We start from the raw sequence: 19972 nt of genomic DNA, 5'->3' as shown, positions 1-19972 counted from the left end.
ATCGATAATGATTATCATGCAACTCTTTTTTTCATGTTCATCAGCTGATACTGTGACCTTCTATAATTCAACCTTTCATTTGGTTACGACGGGGATAGCATAAGTGTCGCCAAACAAGCGCATTACCATGCATGATCACGCCGCAGAGGCCGCGCTATTTAAACGCCGTGCATTGTTCACTTTTATTTGCGTATTCTTACTACTCTGCATCCTATTTTCGAATCTTTATCATCTTCAAGTTGTCTCTTACAAAGACTATGAAACTCGTTCAAATGATAACCGTATCCGCGTGGTTCCTACTCCGCCTAGCAGAGGGTTAATTTATGACCGTCATGGCGTGCTGTTAGCCGAAAACCAACCTTATTATTCTTTAGAACTTATTCCAGAAAAAGTTGATGATATCACTGCGACTTTAGACGAACTGAATACCTTCATTGAACTCACTGAAGATGAGCGCGAAAGCATCACTGAAACCTTAAAGTTTCATCGCCGATTTAAGCCGTTAACCATTAAAAGTAAATTAACCGACGAACAAGTCGCCATTTTTAGTGTTAATCAATATAAATTTCCTGGTATTTATGTTGAAGCAGGCCTTAAGCGTCATTATCCCTTTAATGCGCTAATGACTCATGTATTAGGGTATGTCGGCAAAATTAATAGCCGAGATAAAGCCTTGCTTGAAAAAAGTAGTCAGTGGAAAAACTATGCCGCAACCAAAGATATTGGTAAGCAAGGCATTGAAAAATTTTATGAAAGTTTACTTCATGGTACCCCCGGTCACCTCGAAGAAGAGGTCAATAATCGTGGCAGAGTGATCCGCACGCTTAAAGTGACTCCGCCAACACCAGGACAAGACATCTATCTCACGTTAGATCTCAAACTACAGCAGAAGGCCATGGAGCTTTTAGATGGCCGAAAAGGCTCTGTCGTTGCTATAGATCCTAGAGATGGTGGTGTTTTAGCCATGATTTCAAGCCCATCATATGACCCTAATCCCTTTGTTCACGGCATTAGTTCTAAAGCTTATAATGACTTATTAAATGATAAATCGCGGCCATTAATTAATCGTTCAACCCAAGGGCAATACTCCCCAGCATCAACCATCAAACCGCATGTAGCGTTACTCGGGTTAGAAGAAAAAATCATTAACGAACGCACGCGTATTTGGGATCCGGGCTATTGGCAAATGCCAGGCGTCGATCGCAAATGGGGCGACTGGAAAAAATGGGGCCATGGCTGGGTAGATATCTATCATGCCATTGTCGACTCTTGTGATATTTTCTTTTATGACCTCGTCTATAAGGTTGGCATCGATAGAATGGCCATATTTATGGATCGTTTTGGATTTGGTAAAAGTACCGGTATCGATATTTTTGAAGAGTCAGATGGCGTAATGCCATCTAGAGACTGGAAAAGAATGCGTTACAACCAACCTTGGTATAATGGCGATACCATTTCGGTCGGTATTGGCCAAGGATATTGGACTACTACGCCGCTGCAGCTTGCCAATGCGGTGACTATCATGGCAAATAAAGGCAAGCGTTTTACGCCGCATTTATTAAAATCATTTAAAAATAGTACGGTTAAAATTGATTCGCCGATTGATGAGCAAGTACCAATAGAGCTTAAAGACCCTCGCAATTGGGACATCATCAATGAAGCTATGCGTCAAACGGCTGATAAATCTCGCTTTACCGATGCCACCTATACCGCGGCAATGAAAACGGGTACAGCGCAGGTATTTAGTGTAGCCAAAGATCAAAAATATAATGCCAACACTATTGCAGAACACTTGCGCGATAATGCATTAGTTGTTGCTTACGCACCTTATGAAAACCCTCGTATTGTTTTAGCGGTGGTATTAGAAAACGCCGGCTGGGGTGGCGCCAATGCAGGCCCACTAGCACGAGCATTGCTCGATGAGTATATTTTACGAGACGAATGGGCGGTAAAACCGTGAATAATCATGCATATCAAAAATCGTTTTGGCAAAAAATACACTTAGATGTGCCATTACTCATCGGCATCGTTATTTTAATGAGCTTTGGTCTTTTTGTGATTTATTCTGCCAGTGGCGAAGATCCTGCGATGATGGAGCGCCAACTTGTACGTATGGCGTTGTCGTTGGGCGTGATGTTTTGCTTTGCACAAATCAATCCAGAAATCCTCAGGCGTTGGGCTTTACCTATTTATCTTGCAGGGGTAGCGTTACTCATCGGCGTTGAACTATTTGGCACCATTAATAAAGGTGCTCAGCGCTGGCTTAATTTAGGGTTTATGGAATTCCAGCCATCGGAACTTATCAAACTTGCCTTCCCCATAACCATGGCGTGGTATATCAGTAAGTTCCCGCTGCCCCCCAAAAAGCGCTATCTGGCCGGTGGCGTTATTATCCTACTAATCCCAACATTACTCATCGCTAAACAACCGGATTTAGGCACCTCCATTTTGGTCGCTGCTTCTGGGGTATTCGTGTTGTTTTTATCTGGCATGAGTTGGTTAATTGTCGGCGGCTTTGTTACCGCCATTCTGATCTTTTTACCTGTTTTATGGTTTTTCTTGATGCACGATTATCAGCGTACTCGAGTATTAACCTTGTTTAATCCTGAACAAGATCCTCTCGGCGCGGGTTATCATATTATCCAATCGAAAATTGCCATTGGTTCAGGTGGACTTTGGGGAAAAGGTTGGCTTGACGGGACTCAATCACAATTAGAGTTTTTACCTGAGCGACACACCGACTTTATCTTTGCTGTGATCGGTGAGGAATTCGGATTAATTGGCAGTTTAGTATTACTGGCAATGTATTTATTTGTCATTGGCAGGGGTCTGGTTATCGCTTCACGAGCACAGACAAGTTTTGCACGCTTATTGGCCGGAAGCATCACCCTAACGTTTTTTGTCTATGTTTTTGTTAACATAGGTATGGTATCAGGCATCTTACCAGTGGTTGGTGTACCTTTGCCGCTAATCAGTTATGGTGGAACCTCGATGCTGACCTTAATGACAGGTTTTGGTATTTTAATGAGCATTCACACCCACAGACGATTTGTCGATAGATAGGATTAACGTTAACCATGACAAAGATAACCGTTCAAATCGCCAGCTTAGCATTACTTATTGGTACTGTTTTTAACGCAAATGCAGTGACCGAAGCAGACACTCAAGCATTACAGAAAACCTTTATTGCTGAACAAGTAAAACAAGGATTCAAGCAACAAGAAGTCGAGCAGTTTTTAGCGTCTTCAAGCTTCGATCAAACTATTATTGACGCGATATCAAAACCTTGGGAAGCGAAACCTTGGCACCAATATTATCCTATTTTCTTGACCGACAAACGGTTGCAAAAAGGGCTAGAGTTTTGGCAAGAAAACCAGCAAACCATCGATAAAGCAGCCAAACAATTTAACGTCGATCCACAAATTATAGTGGCCATTATTGGCATTGAAACATTCTATGGTGGTTACTTAGGCAATTATCGTGTGCAAGATGCCCTGTATACGTTGGGCTTTCATTACCCACCACGAGCAACGTTCTTTCGCAGTGAATATGCCAATTTAATGTCGTTGATTAAAGAAGAAAAGCTCGATAATGACACCTTAAAAGGCTCATATGCTGGAGCAATGGGTTATGGTCAATTCATTCCATCTAGCTACCGTCATTACGCTGTCGACTTTGATGGCGACGGTCGACGAGATTTATTAACCAGTAAAGCAGATGCTATTGGCAGTGTGGCTAACTATTTTCATCAACACGGTTGGCAAAAAGGTCAGCCTGTGGCGCTATTACTAAATCACACATCAAGCACAGCCCCAAAAGCGAATGTTTGGACCAAAGAAAAGCTTCACTACAAGGTATCAGACATTCTTAGCCCAACATTAAGCTTGGCAGATAATCAAGATATTGATGCATCACAAGCTGCATTGTTAATTAAACTAGATCAAGCTGAAAGCGCTGAATACTGGCTCGGGCTTAAAAACTTTTATGTGATCACTCGCTATAATCGCAGCCCGTTATATGCAATGGCAGTTTATCAGTTTAGCCAACAACTTAATGCCCACCACAAATCGGTAAATCAACATGGCAATTAATTACCGTTTCATCTTATTAATCATGTTGAGCAGTGCACTACTGATCAGTTGCTCGTCAAATGATGCTAAAAAAACCTCTTCAGGGAAAAAAAGCCGCTATCAAATGGCTAACGATCGTTATCCTGATGATGCACCAGATGTGAGCTTGGTTAAAAACGCCCAACCTAAATACGAACCTTATAGCAGACAAGGTAATCGTAACTACACCGTATTAGGCAAAAGCTATCAAGTACTCGACAGCGGAAAGGGATTTAAAGAGCAAGGTCATGCATCATGGTATGGTTCAAAGTTTCATGGTCATTTAACCTCTAATGGCGAAACTTATGATATGTACACTATGTCTGCAGCGCATAAAAACCTGCCCTTACCCAGTTATGTCAAAGTGACCAATTTAGACAACAATAAACAAATTATTGTTAGAGTAAATGACCGCGGACCGTTTCATCATGGTCGAGTGATTGATCTATCTTATGCTGCTGCTTACCACTTAGGCATGCTGGCCAGAGGAACCGCAAAAGTCGCCATTGAAACCGTTTACATTCCCTCACCAGAAGAGCGAGTAATAAGCGATTTAAAAGATGATGACAATCACTTTATTCAAGTTGCAGCGTCTCAAGATAAACTGCGTATAAATATGTTGGCTAAGCAGTTAGAAACCAAATATGCCGTGAATTCTCGCGTGACATCGATAAATGGCATGCACAGATTGCAGTTGGGCCCGATCAGACAAATTCATCTAACTAATAAGTTGCTCGATCGTGTGCAAATTGATGGTTATCCGCAAAGCTTTATCGTACCGTAAGCCATAATACTGGTGATAAAGAGTAACATTAAGGTTCATTTACATTGGATGAATGAACCTTAATGCGAAATGACTGCCTACTAATGTATAATCGAAAAATTATACCAATCGATCTTTGTCTTTTCTTCGACTAACTAGAGACGTGCTAACTTCATGATGACTTCCAAAACCGCTCAATTAACAACGATGCTCTTTGCATCAGTTGTCTGTTTTTCTTCACTCGCAGCAACGCCACAACCAGATATACGTCCTACACCCAATCGCGCACCTATGGTGACACCTGATGCGCCGAGTGTTGCCGCTAAAGCTTACGTGCTAATGGATTATAATTCTGGCAGAGTCATTGCTGAAGAAAATGCCTACGAAAGTTTAAACCCAGCAAGTCTGACAAAAATGATGACCAGTTATGTTATTGGCCATGAAATCCGTGTCGGTAATATTTCATTAGATGATGATGTAGCCATTACCAAGAACGCGTGGGCAAAGAATTTCCCTGACTCATCTAAAATGTTCATTGAAGTGGGTAAAACCGTCAAAGTACACGACTTAAACCGCGGTATTATTATCCAATCGGGTAATGATGCTTGTGTTGCTATGGCTGAACACATTGCTGGTACAGAAGGTGCATTCGTTGATTTAATGAATTCATGGGCCAAGCAATTAGGCATGAAGGATAGCTACTTTGAAAACTCTCATGGTTTAGACTCAGAAAATCATAAAACGACAGCTTATGATATGGCCATTTTAGGTGCAGCGCTGATCCGTGATGTACCTGAAGAATATAAAGTGTATTCAGAGAAGTCTTTTACCTATAACGGCATTAAGCAATATAACCGTAATGGCTTGTTATGGGATAAAAGCTTAAACGTTGATGGTATTAAAACTGGCCATACATCAGGTGCAGGCTACAACCTAGTATCTTCAGGCACCAGCGAAGGCATGCGTCTTATTAGCGTTGTGATGGGCACATCAAGTGAATCTGCTCGTAAAGCTGAGAGTAAGAAACTACTCAACTATGGTTTCCGTTTTTTCGAAACTATTACACCATACAAAGCTGGCGATACCTTCGTAACTCAACAAATTTGGTATGGCGATAGAGAAACAGTTGATCTCGGTGTTATGACCGACACCCCTATTACTATTAGCCGTGGTAAAGCAAAAGATTTACAGGCTAACTTTGAGTTAACAAAGCCACTAACTGCCCCACTTGCTAAAGGCGAAACAGTTGGTCGTGTCTTTTTCCAGCTTGATGGAAAAGACATTGCTCAGTTCCCGCTAGTGACATTGAATGAAGTTCAAGAAGGCGGCTTATTCAGCAAGTTAATGGATTATTTTAAGCAAATGTTTGCCAGTTGGTTTGAGTAATTAAACAGATTTACATGATCTATTCATGAATCCATTAGTGAATCAACTAATTAAAGCCGCCTAATCAGCGGCTTTAATTTTTTAAGATCTACTGGGCTTGAATCGGGTATAATTGCCACCATATTAGTAACACCAAAACAGAATCGAGTAAGTTAATGTTAAATACAACGTTTGACCAAGTGATGGAATTTCCTAATTCGTGCCCTTTCAAAGTGATTGGTGATGCTGACGATACCCTAGCCGATCGTGTTGTTGCTGTAGCACAACAACTTGCTCCCGGTGATTATGTTCCAAGCGTGAAGGCATCAAGTAAAGGCAGTTACTATTCAGTGACCATCCGTATTACAGTTACCAGCAAAGAACACATTGAAAAAGCGTATATTGATCTTGCCGCAATTGAAGGTGTAAAACGCGTACTGTAAGAGCCCAAAGAGTCTTCTTTACTCATAAACTTGAGTATAATACTCAAGAATTAAACCATTGACTCGATGGACACACACCATTTATCTGGGGGAGACGTTGCCCTTGCAAGCACAAACACTGCACATCCGCCATCTTGGTATGCAAGACTATGAATCGACATGGCATGCAATGCAGGAATATACTGACACTCGTGATAGCGACAGCCAAGATGAACTTTGGATTGTTGAGCATCCACCAGTATTTACCCAAGGCCAAGCAGGTAAAAGCGAGCACATACTCAACCCTGGTGATATTCCAGTTATTCAAGTCGATCGCGGTGGCCAAGTTACTTACCACGGTCCAGGACAATTAGTGGTTTATCCACTTATTGACATCAAACGTAATAAACTAGGTGTTAGACAGTTAGTGAACAATATTGAGCAAAGTATTATTGATATGCTCGCTTATTACGCTATTAATGCTTACGCAAAAGCCGACGCTCCTGGTGTTTATGTCACAGAACAAAAAATTGCCTCTTTAGGGTTACGCATCCGTAAAGGCTGCTCTTTTCACGGCTTAGCATTAAATGTCGATATGGACTTAGCCCCGTTTCAGCGTATCAATCCTTGCGGATATGCCGGTTTAGAAATGGTGCAATGTAAAGCATTAGGTGGTCCACAAACTGTGCTTGAAGCTGGCGATAAATTAATCCAAACCTTTAGCCAAATTATGGGCTATCAACAACTTGTACATCATCAAGGATTAGCAGAATAATGAATAGGCCTGAAAGATTACAACCAGGTGTCAAATTACGTGATGCCGATAAAGTCGCACGAATTCCTGTAAAAGTCGTGCCATCAGAGCGCGAAACTATGCTGCGTAAACCGGATTGGTTACGAGTAAAATTACCCTCTTCAAATCAACGTATTCTCGAGATAAAAGCGGCATTACGTAAAAACGGATTACACTCAGTTTGTGAAGAAGCATCTTGCCCTAACTTAGCAGAATGCTTTAACCACGGCACAGCAACCTTTATGATCTTAGGTGCAATCTGTACCCGTCGTTGCCCTTTTTGTGATGTGGCCCATGGTCGTCCGCTAAAAGCTGATGCTGACGAGCCTAAAAAACTAGCCCAAACGATTAAAGACATGAAGTTAAAATATGTGGTGATCACTTCTGTTGACCGTGATGATTTACGGGATGGTGGTGCACAGCACTTTGCGGACTGTATTCGCGAAATTCGTTTATTAAACCCTGAAATCAAGATTGAAACTCTTGTTCCTGATTTCCGTGGTCGTATCGATGCCGCATTAGATATTTTAGCGACCGAGCCTCCTGATGTATTTAATCATAATCTTGAAACGGCTCCTGCTCATTACCGCAAAGCACGTCCAGGCGCTAACTATCAGTGGTCATTAGACCTACTTAAACGCTTTAAAGAGCGTCATCCAACTATTCCGACTAAGTCTGGTTTAATGATGGGTTTAGGTGAAACCAACGAAGAGATAGCCGAAGTATTACGAGATTTACGCGCTCACAACGTAGAAATGCTCACGCTTGGCCAATACTTACAACCGTCTAAATTTCATCTACCCGTTGAACGTTATGTTCCACCAGCAGAATTTGATGAGTTGAAAGCGTTAGCTGATGAACTTGGTTTCACACATGCAGCCTGTGGCCCACTTGTTCGCTCAAGCTACCACGCAGACTTACAAGCTCAAGGTAAAGAAGTTAAGTAATCTTACTTCTCCCAAATAAAAAACAGCGCTCAATTAGCGCTGTTTTTTTTTGTATTCAATTGAATCACGCAAAAAATTAACTCAATGCTAAATCCATTAAAATGGCATCTTCATAACCATCATCTGTAGGGTAATAATTTTTACGCCTGCCTGACTCAATAAAACCAGCTTTCTCATATAAATATTTTGCAGCCTCATTTGACTGACGAACTTCTAACATCAGCACAACTGCACCCGCATCTTTCGCATCATCAATCAATTGCTGCATTAATAACGAGCCAAACCCTGAGCCTTGTTTATCTGGTGCCACACAAATATCGAGTAACGTCGCCTCATCTATAATTTGCTGTACTATCGCAAAACCCAACAAACCATCTTGCAGCTTAATACCCAATACTCGATATAAAGGCCCGAAACACTCTTTTAAGCCTGTTTCGGACCAAGGATGAGTGTGAGCTTGGTTTTCAATCTTAGCCATTACAGTTACATGCTCAACGCCAAGGGGCACAATAAAGTGACTATCAATGTTGCTCATTGGTCTCGCCCTTACTTAATTGCTGGATTTTATCTAAATGTTGAGATATTTGCTGCCATAAATGGCGTTTTTCATCAGCCAAAGCATGAAGGTCTGTTAGCGGCGCACTTACAACCCAAGCAACGCGAGGACGAACTTTTGTCTTACGCATATCCCATATCACCTGCGGCCCTTTGATCATTTCACAATCAAACTCGCACTGATCAATATCAACGTTTAATAAACGCAGTACATCATGAATAAACATTTGATCAGATAAGTCGGCATCGAGATCATGCAACACTAAGTAAGGCTTTAACGGTTTATCGGCACTGAGCCAGCGAGTAATATTCATCGCATCTAAAAAAGCAGATTTATCCATCGGACTCTCAAAAACAAGGATACTTTTGCAAGCATAACAGTTAACTAAATAAGGTTTAAGGTAATTTAGCCCAAACAGGTGAGATTACACACACCTTAAACAACGACTTACTCCCAATAACGGCACTTGATTGTTGTTCCTCTAAAGAGATGTAGATTCACAATAAATCTGATCAAAATTTATCCGCTCAATAAAATCGATAGAAATAGCCTTCCAGGGTTTGCTTGATCACTTTTGTCTGTCTTAGGCTCGGTATTGGTCAAGTTCAAGCCTGTTAAATTTTTTTAACTTTATATCACCGTATTCTTTCGAGTTAATATTTTTATGTACACCAAGCTAAAGTTAACTAGATGTAACTAAAACAAGCATTACACACATAAAAATAGCAATACACCTCACAAAAATTAACTATATGTAACTATCTTATTGACTCAATCTGACCATTATTGTCTTATACGTCTTATCAGCTCGAACGATTAATTGCATTAAAAGTATATAAATGGTCAATTAAGACCAATTTTAGTTAACTTTAGTGGTATTTACATGACTATGAACGCATACAAATCATTCAATATTGTGTTTACAGATAAAGACAAAGAATTTATGAAATCCAATTTCCGCTTGGCAGAAACCGTAGCGGAATTTATAGGGCCTCATTGTGAAGTGGTGGTCCATTCATTCGAAAGCTTCGAGCATTCCGTCGTTAAAATTGTCAACGGACATCATACCGGCCGAACCGTGGGTTCACCGATTACCGATATGGGTCTGAAAATGCTTCGCGCTTTTGAGAAAACAGGAGATGCGACACCCAAAAGCTATTTCACTAGAATCAAAGACGGATCTTTACTGAAATCTACAACATGTGTACTCGCTGGGGAGAATGAAAAACCAATAGGATTATTTTGTGTTAATGCCAACTTATCCTACCCATTTACCGAAATCATTAAAACATTAATGCCCGAGACGGCAAGCGCTTCAATCGGTGTTAATGAGAACTTTAGTTCATCTCCAAGTGAATTAATTGAAAAAGCGCTTGAGAATGCAATTATTCAAGTTGAAAACGACGAAAAAATCAACTTGAAAGGGAAAAATAAAGCCATAACCAAACTGCTGTTTGAAAACGGAATTTTCGAACTTAAAGAGGCAACAAACACGGTTGCAGAACGGCTAGGAATAACTCGTCATGCTATTTATAAGTATATTCGCGAGTTTAGAACGTAACAAAAAGTGGTAATGAAATTAGAAGTTACACATTGGACTGGCATGCAAAGATAGTTGATTCAGAACACATTATTCTGAACTGAACGGGATTCCGTAATATTTGCAGAACAAGAGCCATATGATTCAGTTCCTATGGGTAAATCTGAGACAGAACCGTTGTCGAATCAATTATTATCAATATAGTGAGTGTATTAATATGAGCTCAAGAACATTAACAAATGACTCCTTCTTACCTGTAGATCAGAGTCGATTTAACTATCAAGATTTTACTTGGTGCCTTTCTCTTTTTGGCACGGCTGTGGGTGCGGGAGTTCTTTTTCTTCCTATTAAAGCTGGAGCAGGTGGTTTTTGGCCTCTCGTTATTTTAGCTTTAATTGCAGCTCCTATGACATGGTTCGCCCATAAGTCTCTGGCTCGGTTTGTGTTATCGTCAACGAAACCAGAATCGAATATTACCGACACAGTTGAGGAGCACTTTGGTAAAACAGGTGCCAACCTGATTTCCTTTGCCTATTTTTTTGCTATCTTTCCTATCGTTCTAATTTACGGGGTGGGGATCACTAATACCGTAGATTCCTTTATGGTAAACCAGATGGGTATAGCTTCAATTCCTCGCTGGATATTATCTGGAGGATTAATTCTGGCAATGACGGGCGGTGTCGTTTTTGGTAGAGAACTTATGCTGAAAGTCACTTCTATTCTAGTTTATCCATTAGTGTTTCTGTTGCTGGCACTATCGATTTATCTAATCCCAGACTGGAATACTTCGATGATGGAAGTCTCGCCTGAATGGTCATCTATGCCATCGATTATTTGGCTATCGATTCCTCTTATTGTCTTTTCGTTTAATCATAGCCCTATCATCAGTCAGTTCACGAAAGAGCAACGTCGGAAGTATGGCCAAAATGCAGTAGAAAAAACTGACGCTATTACAGGTGGTGCTGCGTTGATGTTGATGGGATTTGTTATGTTCTTTGTATTTTCAGTGGTGCTATCTTTGTCACCGGAACAGCTACTATTAGCTAAAGAACAAAATATTTCTATCCTGTCTTACCTGGCCAATGAACATGAATCTCCAATGATTTCTCTAATGGGTCCTATTGTGGCGTTTACAGCAATTACCTCCAGTTATTTTGGCCACTTCCTTGGTGCGCACGAAGGTCTGGTTGGGGTTATTAAGTGCCGGACGACTGCTTCAGTAAATATCATTGAAAAAGCATCACTTGCTTTCATTGTGCTGTCTACATGGGTGGTTGCTATCGTTAACCCAAGTATTTTAGGCATGATTGAGGCAGTGGGCGCTCCAATGATTGCTGCGATTCTATTTTTAATGCCCGTTTTTGCGATGCATAAAGTTCCTGCAATGGCTAAGTATAAAACATCACTTCCTGTTCAAATTTTTACGGTTATATGCGGCTTAGCTGCTATCAGCTCTGTTCTTTACGACATATTTTAACAGCTCTATCCATTCATAAACTATGACAAAAGCTTCTAGGTATAGAAGCTTTTGCAAAGGAATCAATATGATTAGTGTTTTCGATATTTATAAAGTGGGTATTGGACCTTCAAGCTCTCATACCGGCGGACCAATGAAAGCAGGAAAAGAGTTTATCGATGAGTTACGTTCGAAAGGCAAGCTTCGAGAAATCACTAGAATTACTGTTGATTTATATGGCGCACTGTCACTCACAGGAAAGGGTCACAACACAGATATAGCCATTATTATGGGTCTAGCGGGTAATCTACCGGAAGATGTCGATATCGAAAGTATCCCCAGTTTTATTGCACGGCTGGAGAAAAGTGAAAGGCTTCCTGTAGGCATGCACTGTCATACTGTGTCCTTCCCTTATAATAAAAGCATCCACTTCCATAATACAAATTTGAAACTGCATGAAAATGGCATGCAAATCCATGCATGGATAGAAAACGAGAAAGTGCTCTCCAAGACTTACTATTCTATCGGAGGCGGATTCATTGTTGATGAAGAAAATTTCGGCAAACAAGAGGAACAGTTAGTAAAAGTTCCTTATGAATATTCTACAGCAGAAGAATTGATTAAACATTGTAAAACTGAAGGATTATCGATTAGCTCTTTAGTGTTAGAGAATGAAAAATCGCTGCGCCCAGAAGGTAATATTCAAGCTCAGTTTACTCATATCTGGAAAACGATGCGTGAATCTATGGATCGCGGTATGAATACCCAAGGGGTACTACCAGGACCAATGCGGATCCCTCGTCGTGCTGCTGCGCTTTGCCAACAACTTGTGGCTTCTGAATCTACATCTAATGACCCTATGGCTGTTATTGATTGGGTCAATATGTTTGCTTTTGCAGTGAGTGAAGAAAATGCATCTGGAGGCCGAGTTGTCACAGCACCTACTAATGGGGCTTGCGGTATTGTCCCAGCAGTAATTGCTTATTACGACAAGTTTATCCATAGAGTTACCGAGAAAGACTATATGCGTTTTCTGGCGGCATCTGGGGCTATTGGCGGGTTATTTAAACAGAATGCTTCCATTTCTGGAGCGGAAGTTGGCTGCCAAGGAGAGGTTGGAGTCGCCTGTTCAATGGCTGCGGCAGGGCTTGTTGAGTTATTGGGTGGTAGTCCTGAACAAGTATGTATCGCTGCAGAAATTGGTATGGAACACAACCTGGGACTGACTTGCGACCCAGTATCTGGAAGGGTGCAAATACCTTGCATTGAACGTAATGGAATTAACGCAGTAAAAGCGATTAACTCTGCACGTATGGCACTACGTCGTTCTTCAGATCCTCTCGTGTCTCTTGATAAAGTCATCGAAACAATGATGGAAACAGGTAAGGATATGAACTCTAAATATAGAGAAACCTCTTTGGGTGGATTAGCTATCAAAGTTCTTTGCTGATGTTAAAAATATTAGATGCAATCTTTATTGCTGGTAACTTTATATGATTTTATTTTAATTAAAAAATAAAAACCTAAAACAAAACCAACTCTATATTTAATTTAATATTATTTAAGAGTTTAAAAATACGAATAAGCTCATATAAAAAACTTTCGCTTTCACAACTCGTTCAGATTGAAACGGAATAATATTAATTTAAAAGCATCTGAATAATAATAGCTACTGCAATTGTTGTGGCTGTTTATTTCATGTATTTGTAAGATGAGAAGTAACCGGCTCATCTTTTTAATTAACGATGCCTGATTGACACCCTTAACCTTTAGCATTAAAACTTAATCCTCGCAATGGAAATTTAAAGTCACAAACAACTTTAACCATCTATTCAATTCATACATAAGTTGTAGTTAACGCTTAGTTAAATACAATCTTTATTTTATCTATTAATAAATATTACGATTAACACTGCCAATAACACTCTCATCTTTTTTACCCATTTAGACAATGAGTATAAGCATACTCAGATAATCGTTGACCACCTGTATTTCCTCGAGCACTTTAATAGATTACTCTGTTAAGATTAATGTTTATTAATTGTTACTTAGGCTTGTTCCGTAAAGTTTTTTTGGGGGGATCCCTAATAAAATACTTTATAAATAGCGTTAACCAAGGTGTACTAACTAGGTTACTGACTATTAAGACTACTGCACTACAGGCATAGTATATTGTAGGGAGTGTTATGTAATTTTTATTAGGAAGATAGACGCTATAACTAGAATAAAGTACATAAAAAAAGCCAGTAGTGGTGACTACTGGCTTCATAAAAATGTAGATTTAATCTAGTGTTTTGTGCCTCAGCTAGTGCCTAAAACTGCTGGAACCAGCGCTGGATTTGTTGAGGGTCTTTACTTTGAGTTAACGATAACATCAACAAAATACGGGCTTTTTGTGGATTAAGATTACCAGCAGCAACAAAGCCGTATTTGGCATCATCTATTTCAGCATCTGTAGTGGTCAAGTAATATTGGCCACGGTTTTAGAGTCATTCCAATATAAACGTTCTGACTCATTTGGAGTTAACCCACCATTATATTGATGGGGTCTAGTTTCACTGTAATATCCAGTGATGTAATTTGTGATCGCTTTGTCTGCTTCTGTAAAATTCCCATAGCCACTTGCGGGTACCCATTCAGATTTCAAACTTCTAAAGAAACGCTCCATTGGTGCGTTATCCCAACAATTCCCGCGACGACTCATGCTTTGCTCAATCTGAAGACGCCATAATAACTGTCTGAATTTCAAGCTTGTGTAATGTGAACCTTGGTCGCTGTGATATATCACATTCTCAGGTTTCCCCCTTAACTCAAATGCCATTTTCAAGGCTTTAGAGGTCAGCTCGCTGTCAGGCGATAATGACAAAGCCCACCCAACAGGTTTGCGGGAAAATAAGTCTAAAACAACGGCTAAATATGCCCAACGATTACCGACCCAAACATACGTCACATCGCCACACCACACTTGATCTGGTTGAGTTACTGCAAACTGTCGATTAAGCGTGTTTGGGATCGCTACATGCTCTTGTGCAGCTTTCCTATAAGAATGCTTAGGCTGCTGACAGCTTAATAATCCAAGCTTTCTCATTAGATTACGGGCTCGATAACGACTGAGATTAATCCCTTTGTTAGTCACTAATTGCGCTATCGTTCTAGCACCGGCAGAGCCATTACTAATACGATGCGCGGCCTTCACTTCACTGCATAAAATAGTAAAGTCAGCATCGATATGTTCTTTTCTTTTTAGCCAATATTTATAGCTACTTCGATGCACTTTGAATGCATTACAAATTGTGAGAATAGAGTGGCTCTGCTTGAGTGCGCTGATCAGCGTAAATTGTTCATCGAGTCTGACATCAAGAGAGCGGTAGCCTTTTTTAGAATAAGATTATGCTCCTCAAGACGGGCTACCTGTTTCTTCAGTTCACGGATTTCAATTTGTTCAGGGGTAATGGGAGAGGCTTTTGGCGTGCCACCCTGGCGTTCTAGTTTTAACTGTCTCACCCATTTATCCATGGTTGATTTACCCACGTTCATCGCCTTTGCTGCTTCGATGATGCTATGGTTTTTATCGAGGACTAATTGGGCTGCTTCAAGTTTGAATTCAGCACTAAATGTTTTTCTGGTTATCGATCTCATGTGTTCACCTAAAGTCATGTACGAGGTAATAATATCACCTCTATTTAGGTGGCCAAAATAACTATGCCACTACAATCTAGAGTAGTGGCACCGGTCGGTACACGGCTAGAGCGGACAACCAATATGCCTTTTTTGCTCGCCTTAATGAGTGTATCGAATACAGAGTGATAAATGTTGCCGTTACCTACACCCGCACTAATAATGCCGTCAAACTCCGCTTCAACCATAGCTTTAGCAGGTAAATCACTAGCATTAGCGTAGTTATAAACAATACCTACCTTTGGTAAAATATCGAGCTTGCTGATATCAAAAGGGGTTTGAGTCGTATGTTGACGTTCCGTTCTGCCCATATACTCAACCTTACTGTTATGAATAATACCAAGCGGGCCAAAATTAGGCGCGGCAAAGGTGTGTACTCCAGTAGTATTAGTCTTCGTTACATCGCGGGCGTTAAGTACTGTATCGTTCATCACGACTAAAACACCTCTGCCTTTAGACTCTAGATTAGCGGCAATGGCGACTGCATTATACAGATTCATAGGTCCATCGGCACTCATAGCAGTGGATGGACGCATTGCACCAACCAGCACTACAGGCTTATCGCTCTTGACTGTTAGATTCAAAAAGTAAGCAGTTTCTTCTAAAGTATCAGTGCCATGGATAATCACAATTCCATCGACATTTTTATCAGCCAGTAAAATATTAATCCGTTTGGCTAAGTCTAACCAAACTTTATCGTTCATATCTTGCGAACCAATTTTAACGAGTTGTTCACCTTGAATTTCGGCAAGCAACTTTATCTCCGGCACAGCTGCTATTAAGCTATTAACCCCGACCTCTCCAGACTGATAATTTGACTCAGTAGCCGATTGGCCCACTCCAGCAATGGTCCCACCGGTGGCAATAATTCGAACCTGTGGAAGCGCTTGCACCGCAGAGGATAGAAATAACCCTAAGGTAACCGATAGCAAGAGCTTACGTATAGAAAAATTCATACTAACTTCCTTTTATTAATAATAAACACTTCACAAGTGTGCACTATTATTAAATTCTCACCGTGATAGTTATCACTAAAATTAACAACTAAGACCAAATAATAATCTAAATCAAAAAAATGAATAATAAAACAATTTAAATAAAGACACTTTTAATTAACACAATACTTTTACCAAAAAACATTTCCACCTTTAAATCTTAAGTTGACAAAAAAATAACAATTCAACATACAACTTAGAACAAACAGTAATAGATCACACAAATCAATTCAGTTGAGATATTTATCCAACAACTAAACAAAATCTATAACCAGATACAAATAAGTGATCTCCATCTATATTTAAATACTCCTTAAGGGGTAATCTCTCACCCAATAGTTAAGGGGAAAGTTCCCCTTCATATTTTCGAAGAGTTATTTTTGATATGCAATTTAAGCTTATATACACATACCATAGCTCAAGGTCGAAAATATATCTTACTATTAACAGGATTTAATAGGATAGAAATGAAAAACACTAATAGCACACGTATCGAAGAAGATTTATTGGGTACTAAAGAAGTTTCTAATAAATTTTATTATGGCATTCACACATTACGTGCAATGGAAAACTTTAAATTAAGTAATCAAAAAATTTCCGACGCACCTGAATTAGTACGAGGCATGATGCTAACAAAAAAAGCGGCAGCCATGGCTAATAGCGAATTAGGGGCTGTAAGTCCCGAGATTGCGAATAAAATTATTGAAGCCTGCGATCTGATCCTCACGACAGGTCAATTTGTCGACCAATTCCCAGTAGATGTTTATCAGGGTGGTGCTGGTACCTCGGTCAACATGAACACCAATGAAGTATTAGCCAATGTTGCATTGGAACTCATGGGGCTAGAAAAAGGCCGCTATGATGTCATCAACCCTAATGACCATGTTAATAAGTGTCAATCCACTAATGATGCTTATCCAACAGGTTTCAGAATTGCATTGGTCAACAGCACAGATACTTTATTGGAGGCATTAACCGACCTCATCAGTGCCTTCGACACTAAAGCTACAGAATTCAAGACCGTATTAAAAATGGGCCGCACTCAGTTACAAGACGCTGTGCCTATGACATTAGGCCAGGAGTTTCACGCTTTTGCTGTAACACTGCGCGAAGAAATTAAATCAATTAAACGTTGCCAAGAATTATTACTTGAGGTGAATTTAGGCGCAACGGCTATTGGTACTGGTCTAAACACTCCAATAGGGTACTCCTCATTGGCCATTAAACATTTGGCTGAAATTACTGGACGTGAATATGTGCCAGCAGAAGATTTAATTGAAGCGACATCGGATTGTGGCGCCTACGTTATGCTGCACAGTGCAATTAAGCGTATGGCCATTAAAATGTCCAAAATCTGTAACGATTTACGCTTGCTTTCATCGGGTCCACGCACAGGATTCAATGATATCAATTTGCCTCAGTTACAAGCCGGTTCGTCAATCATGCCTGCCAAGGTCAACCCTGTGATCCCAGAGGTGGTTAACCAAGTGGCTTTTAAAATTGTCGGTAACGATATTACGATCACTATGGCCGCAGAAGCCGGCCAGTTACAACTTAACGTAATGGAACCTGTCATTGGCCAGGCGATGTTTGAGTCGCTAAGTCTTATGGGGAATGCCTGTATCGCACTGCGTGAGAAGTGTGTTGAAGGGATCACAGCCAATCCTGATGTCTGTATGAATCATGTATTAAATTCCATTGGCATCGTGACCTATCTTAATCCGTTCATCGGTCACCATGAAGGCGACATTATCGGAAAAATTTGTGCCCAAACGGGTAAAAATGTCCGTGAAGTGGTGCTAGAACGAGGCTTATTAACAGTTGAAGAACTCGATGAAATCCTCTCTGTCGAAAACCTAATGCATCCTAAGTATCAGGCTAAACGAAATACTAGCAAAACCAAAGTGTAACTCTGTTGGGTTGGAGATTCTCTCCAACCCAAACTCGATTATTAAACAATAAGCTTCTGCATAATTAACCTTAAGCAGAATATGACAATCAAAATAACAAAGAGTTAATACCATGATTATATTAGAGATAATTATCGTACTTGGGGCGATTTACCTAGGTGCAAGAATGGGGAGCATGGGGATCGGCTTTGCTGGCGGTGTCGGAGTGCTGATACTGACAGCTGGACTTGGGCTAACACCAGGGACTATCCCGATTGATGTAATCCTAATCATTATGTCGGTGATCACCGCCATTGCAGCCATGCAAGTATCGGGAGGGATGGACTACCTCGTCTCACTGGCTGAGAAATTACTACGTAAACATCCAAAACAAATTACCTTTCTAGCACCCGTCGTCACTTATTTCATGACACTCTTTGCTGGAACGGGTCACACAGCATTCTCAACTTTACCTGTTATTGCAGAAGTAGCCAAAGAACAAGGTATACGTCCATCTCGACCTCTATCTATCGCAGTTGTAGCATCTCAAGTCGCCATTACTGCCTCACCTATTTCAGCGGCAGTAGTGTTCTTCTCTGGCATCTTAGAGCCACTTGGAGTGGACTATTTAGTGCTATTAGCAGTATGTATCCCCTCCACTTTTCTCGCTTGTATGGTCGGGGCCGTAGTAGCCAATTTAATGGGTAAACCGCTAGCAGAAGATCCGATTTACCAAGACCGTTTGGCTAAAGGATTAATCAAAAAACGTGGTGCTACCCAAATAAACATTAAAGACGGTGCTAAACGTTCAGTGGTGATTTTTTTAATGGCTATTGCGGCTGTGATGATTTATGCCACTGCGATTTCCGACAAAGTGGGATTAATTGTTAATCCGGTATTGCCTCGCGATTCAGCCATCATGGTGATTATGCTAACTGCTGCTGCGGCTATAACGATTTTTTGTAAATTAGACGCTAGCGAAATTTCTAATGCTGCCACTTTTAAGTCAGGTATGTCTGCCTGTGTCTGTGTGCTAGGCGTTGCGTGGTTAGGGGATACTTTTGTTGCAAACCATATTGATGAAATCAAAGACCTTGCAGGAACCTTACTGCAGAGCCAGCCATGGTTATTGTCGGTAACACTATTCTTCGCTTCTATGTTGCTCTACTCACAAGGGGCCACAACTAAAGCGCTGATGCCTGCGGCATTAGCCATTGGTGTGAGCCCTTTAACTGCCGTTGCCTCTTTTGCTGCTGTGAGTGCGTTGTTTGTACTACCTACTTATCCAACGCTACTGGCAGCTGTCGAAATGGATGACACAGGCTCAACTCGAATTGGTAAGGCGGTATTTAACCACCCATTCCTCATCCCTGGTGTAGTGACAATTGCTACCAGTGTCGCGTTAGCGTTCTTATTTGGCGGCATGATTATATAGCTCAATGTTAAACAAAGTAATCGA

General features: G+C 40.6%; 18 protein-coding genes. 13 read left to right on the top strand and 5 right to left on the bottom strand.

From position 1 onward, the window contains the following. Nucleotides 1–103 precede the first annotated feature (103 nt). The 8 genes from mrdA (at nt 104) to lipA (ending at nt 8399) form a co-directional block, all read left to right on the top strand. Nucleotides 104–1960: a penicillin-binding protein 2 gene (mrdA, locus tag SFRI_RS03605; protein ID WP_011636182.1), complete on the top strand. Its 1857-nt coding sequence runs from the start codon at nt 104–106 to the stop codon at nt 1958–1960. Next, complete coding sequence (rodA, locus tag SFRI_RS03600; RefSeq protein WP_011636181.1) at nt 1942–3063, top strand: rod shape-determining protein RodA; 1122 nt, start codon at nt 1942–1944, stop codon at nt 3061–3063. The genes mrdA and rodA overlap by 19 nt, the downstream gene beginning before the upstream one ends. Nucleotides 3064–3077: 14 nt before the next feature. After that, nucleotides 3078–4091 (top strand): lytic murein transglycosylase B, encoded by a 1014-nt coding sequence (gene mltB, locus SFRI_RS03595; protein ID WP_011636180.1) that lies wholly within the window; start codon nt 3078–3080, stop codon nt 4089–4091. Beyond that, nucleotides 4081–4893, top strand: a complete 813-nt coding sequence (locus SFRI_RS03590) for a septal ring lytic transglycosylase RlpA family protein (RefSeq protein WP_011636179.1) — start codon at nt 4081–4083, stop codon at nt 4891–4893. The genes mltB and SFRI_RS03590 overlap by 11 nt, the downstream gene beginning before the upstream one ends. Before the next feature lie 156 nt (nt 4894–5049). After that, nucleotides 5050–6258 (top strand): serine hydrolase, encoded by a 1209-nt coding sequence (locus SFRI_RS03585; RefSeq protein ID WP_041413365.1) that lies wholly within the window; start codon nt 5050–5052, stop codon nt 6256–6258. A gap of 155 nt (nt 6259–6413) precedes the next feature. Beyond that, a complete protein-coding gene (gene ybeD / locus SFRI_RS03580) occupies nt 6414–6680 on the top strand; it encodes a DUF493 family protein YbeD (protein ID WP_011636177.1) in 267 nt (88 codons plus the stop codon). 103 nt (nt 6681–6783) lie between these two features. After that, a complete protein-coding gene (lipB, locus tag SFRI_RS03575; protein ID WP_011636176.1) occupies nt 6784–7434 on the top strand; it encodes a lipoyl(octanoyl) transferase LipB in 651 nt (216 codons plus the stop codon). Further along, complete coding sequence (lipA, locus tag SFRI_RS03570; RefSeq protein WP_011636175.1) at nt 7434–8399, top strand: lipoyl synthase; 966 nt, start codon at nt 7434–7436, stop codon at nt 8397–8399. Before lipB ends, lipA begins: the two co-directional genes overlap by 1 nt. A gap of 76 nt (nt 8400–8475) precedes the next feature. On the opposite strand, the gene rimI is transcribed toward lipA, so the two are convergent. Both rimI and SFRI_RS03560 read right to left on the bottom strand, forming a co-directional pair. Beyond that, nucleotides 8476–8934, bottom strand: a complete 459-nt coding sequence (gene rimI, locus SFRI_RS03565; protein ID WP_011636174.1) for a ribosomal protein S18-alanine N-acetyltransferase — start codon at nt 8932–8934, stop codon at nt 8476–8478. Next, nucleotides 8921–9295, bottom strand: coding sequence for a hypothetical protein (locus SFRI_RS03560; RefSeq protein ID WP_011636173.1), 375 nt, complete (start codon nt 9293–9295; stop codon nt 8921–8923). Before SFRI_RS03560 ends, rimI begins: the two co-directional genes overlap by 14 nt. Nucleotides 9296–9838: 543 nt before the next feature. Here SFRI_RS03560 and SFRI_RS03555 point away from each other — a divergent pair. The 3 genes from SFRI_RS03555 to SFRI_RS03545 all read left to right on the top strand — a co-directional run bounded on the left by SFRI_RS03555 (nt 9839) and on the right by SFRI_RS03545 (nt 13401). Beyond that, nucleotides 9839–10516 carry a helix-turn-helix transcriptional regulator gene (locus tag SFRI_RS03555; protein WP_011636172.1) on the top strand — a complete coding sequence of 226 codons (678 nt, stop codon included), beginning with the start codon at nt 9839–9841 and terminating at the stop codon, nt 10514–10516. Nucleotides 10517–10712: 196 nt separating this feature from the next. After that, complete coding sequence (locus SFRI_RS03550) at nt 10713–11972, top strand: aromatic amino acid transport family protein (protein WP_011636171.1); 1260 nt, start codon at nt 10713–10715, stop codon at nt 11970–11972. 67 nt (nt 11973–12039) lie between these two features. Further along, nucleotides 12040–13401 carry an L-serine ammonia-lyase gene (locus SFRI_RS03545; RefSeq protein WP_011636170.1) on the top strand — a complete coding sequence of 454 codons (1362 nt, stop codon included), beginning with the start codon at nt 12040–12042 and terminating at the stop codon, nt 13399–13401. An 862-nt stretch (nt 13402–14263) separates the two neighbouring features. On the opposite strand, the gene SFRI_RS21180 is transcribed toward SFRI_RS03545, so the two are convergent. The 3 genes from SFRI_RS21180 to SFRI_RS03530 all read right to left on the bottom strand — a co-directional run bounded on the left by SFRI_RS21180 (nt 14264) and on the right by SFRI_RS03530 (nt 16585). Next, nucleotides 14264–14416: a hypothetical protein gene (locus SFRI_RS21180; protein WP_244262855.1), complete on the bottom strand. Its 153-nt coding sequence runs from the start codon at nt 14414–14416 to the stop codon at nt 14264–14266. Then, nucleotides 14413–15590, bottom strand: a protein-coding gene (locus tag SFRI_RS03540) for an IS3-like element ISShfr6 family transposase (RefSeq protein ID WP_086019740.1) whose coding sequence is annotated in 2 segments (ribosomal slippage) — nt 14413–15332 and nt 15332–15590 — 1179 coding nt in all. Because the reading frame shifts where the segments join, the coding sequence is not laid out codon by codon here. Before SFRI_RS03540 ends, SFRI_RS21180 begins: the two co-directional genes overlap by 4 nt. Before the next feature lie 44 nt (nt 15591–15634). Next, complete coding sequence (locus SFRI_RS03530) at nt 15635–16585, bottom strand: type II asparaginase (RefSeq protein WP_011636167.1); 951 nt, start codon at nt 16583–16585, stop codon at nt 15635–15637. 506 nt (nt 16586–17091) lie between these two features. Between SFRI_RS03530 and aspA the strand changes: the two genes are divergently transcribed. Both aspA and SFRI_RS03520 read left to right on the top strand, forming a co-directional pair. Next, a complete protein-coding gene (gene aspA / locus SFRI_RS03525) occupies nt 17092–18534 on the top strand; it encodes an aspartate ammonia-lyase (protein WP_011636166.1) in 1443 nt (480 codons plus the stop codon). 112 nt (nt 18535–18646) lie between these two features. Then, the gene (locus SFRI_RS03520; protein WP_041412770.1) at nt 18647–19948 is read left to right on the top strand and encodes an anaerobic C4-dicarboxylate transporter; all 1302 of its coding nucleotides are present in this window, start codon (nt 18647–18649) and stop codon (nt 19946–19948) included. Nucleotides 19949–19972 lie beyond the last annotated feature (24 nt).

Source organism: Shewanella frigidimarina NCIMB 400, from assembly GCF_000014705.1.
Classification (GTDB): Bacteria; Pseudomonadota; Gammaproteobacteria; order Enterobacterales; family Shewanellaceae; genus Shewanella; species Shewanella frigidimarina.
The sequence above is the reverse complement of the archived record's forward strand: the minus strand, read 5'-3'. Positions and strand labels throughout refer to the sequence as shown.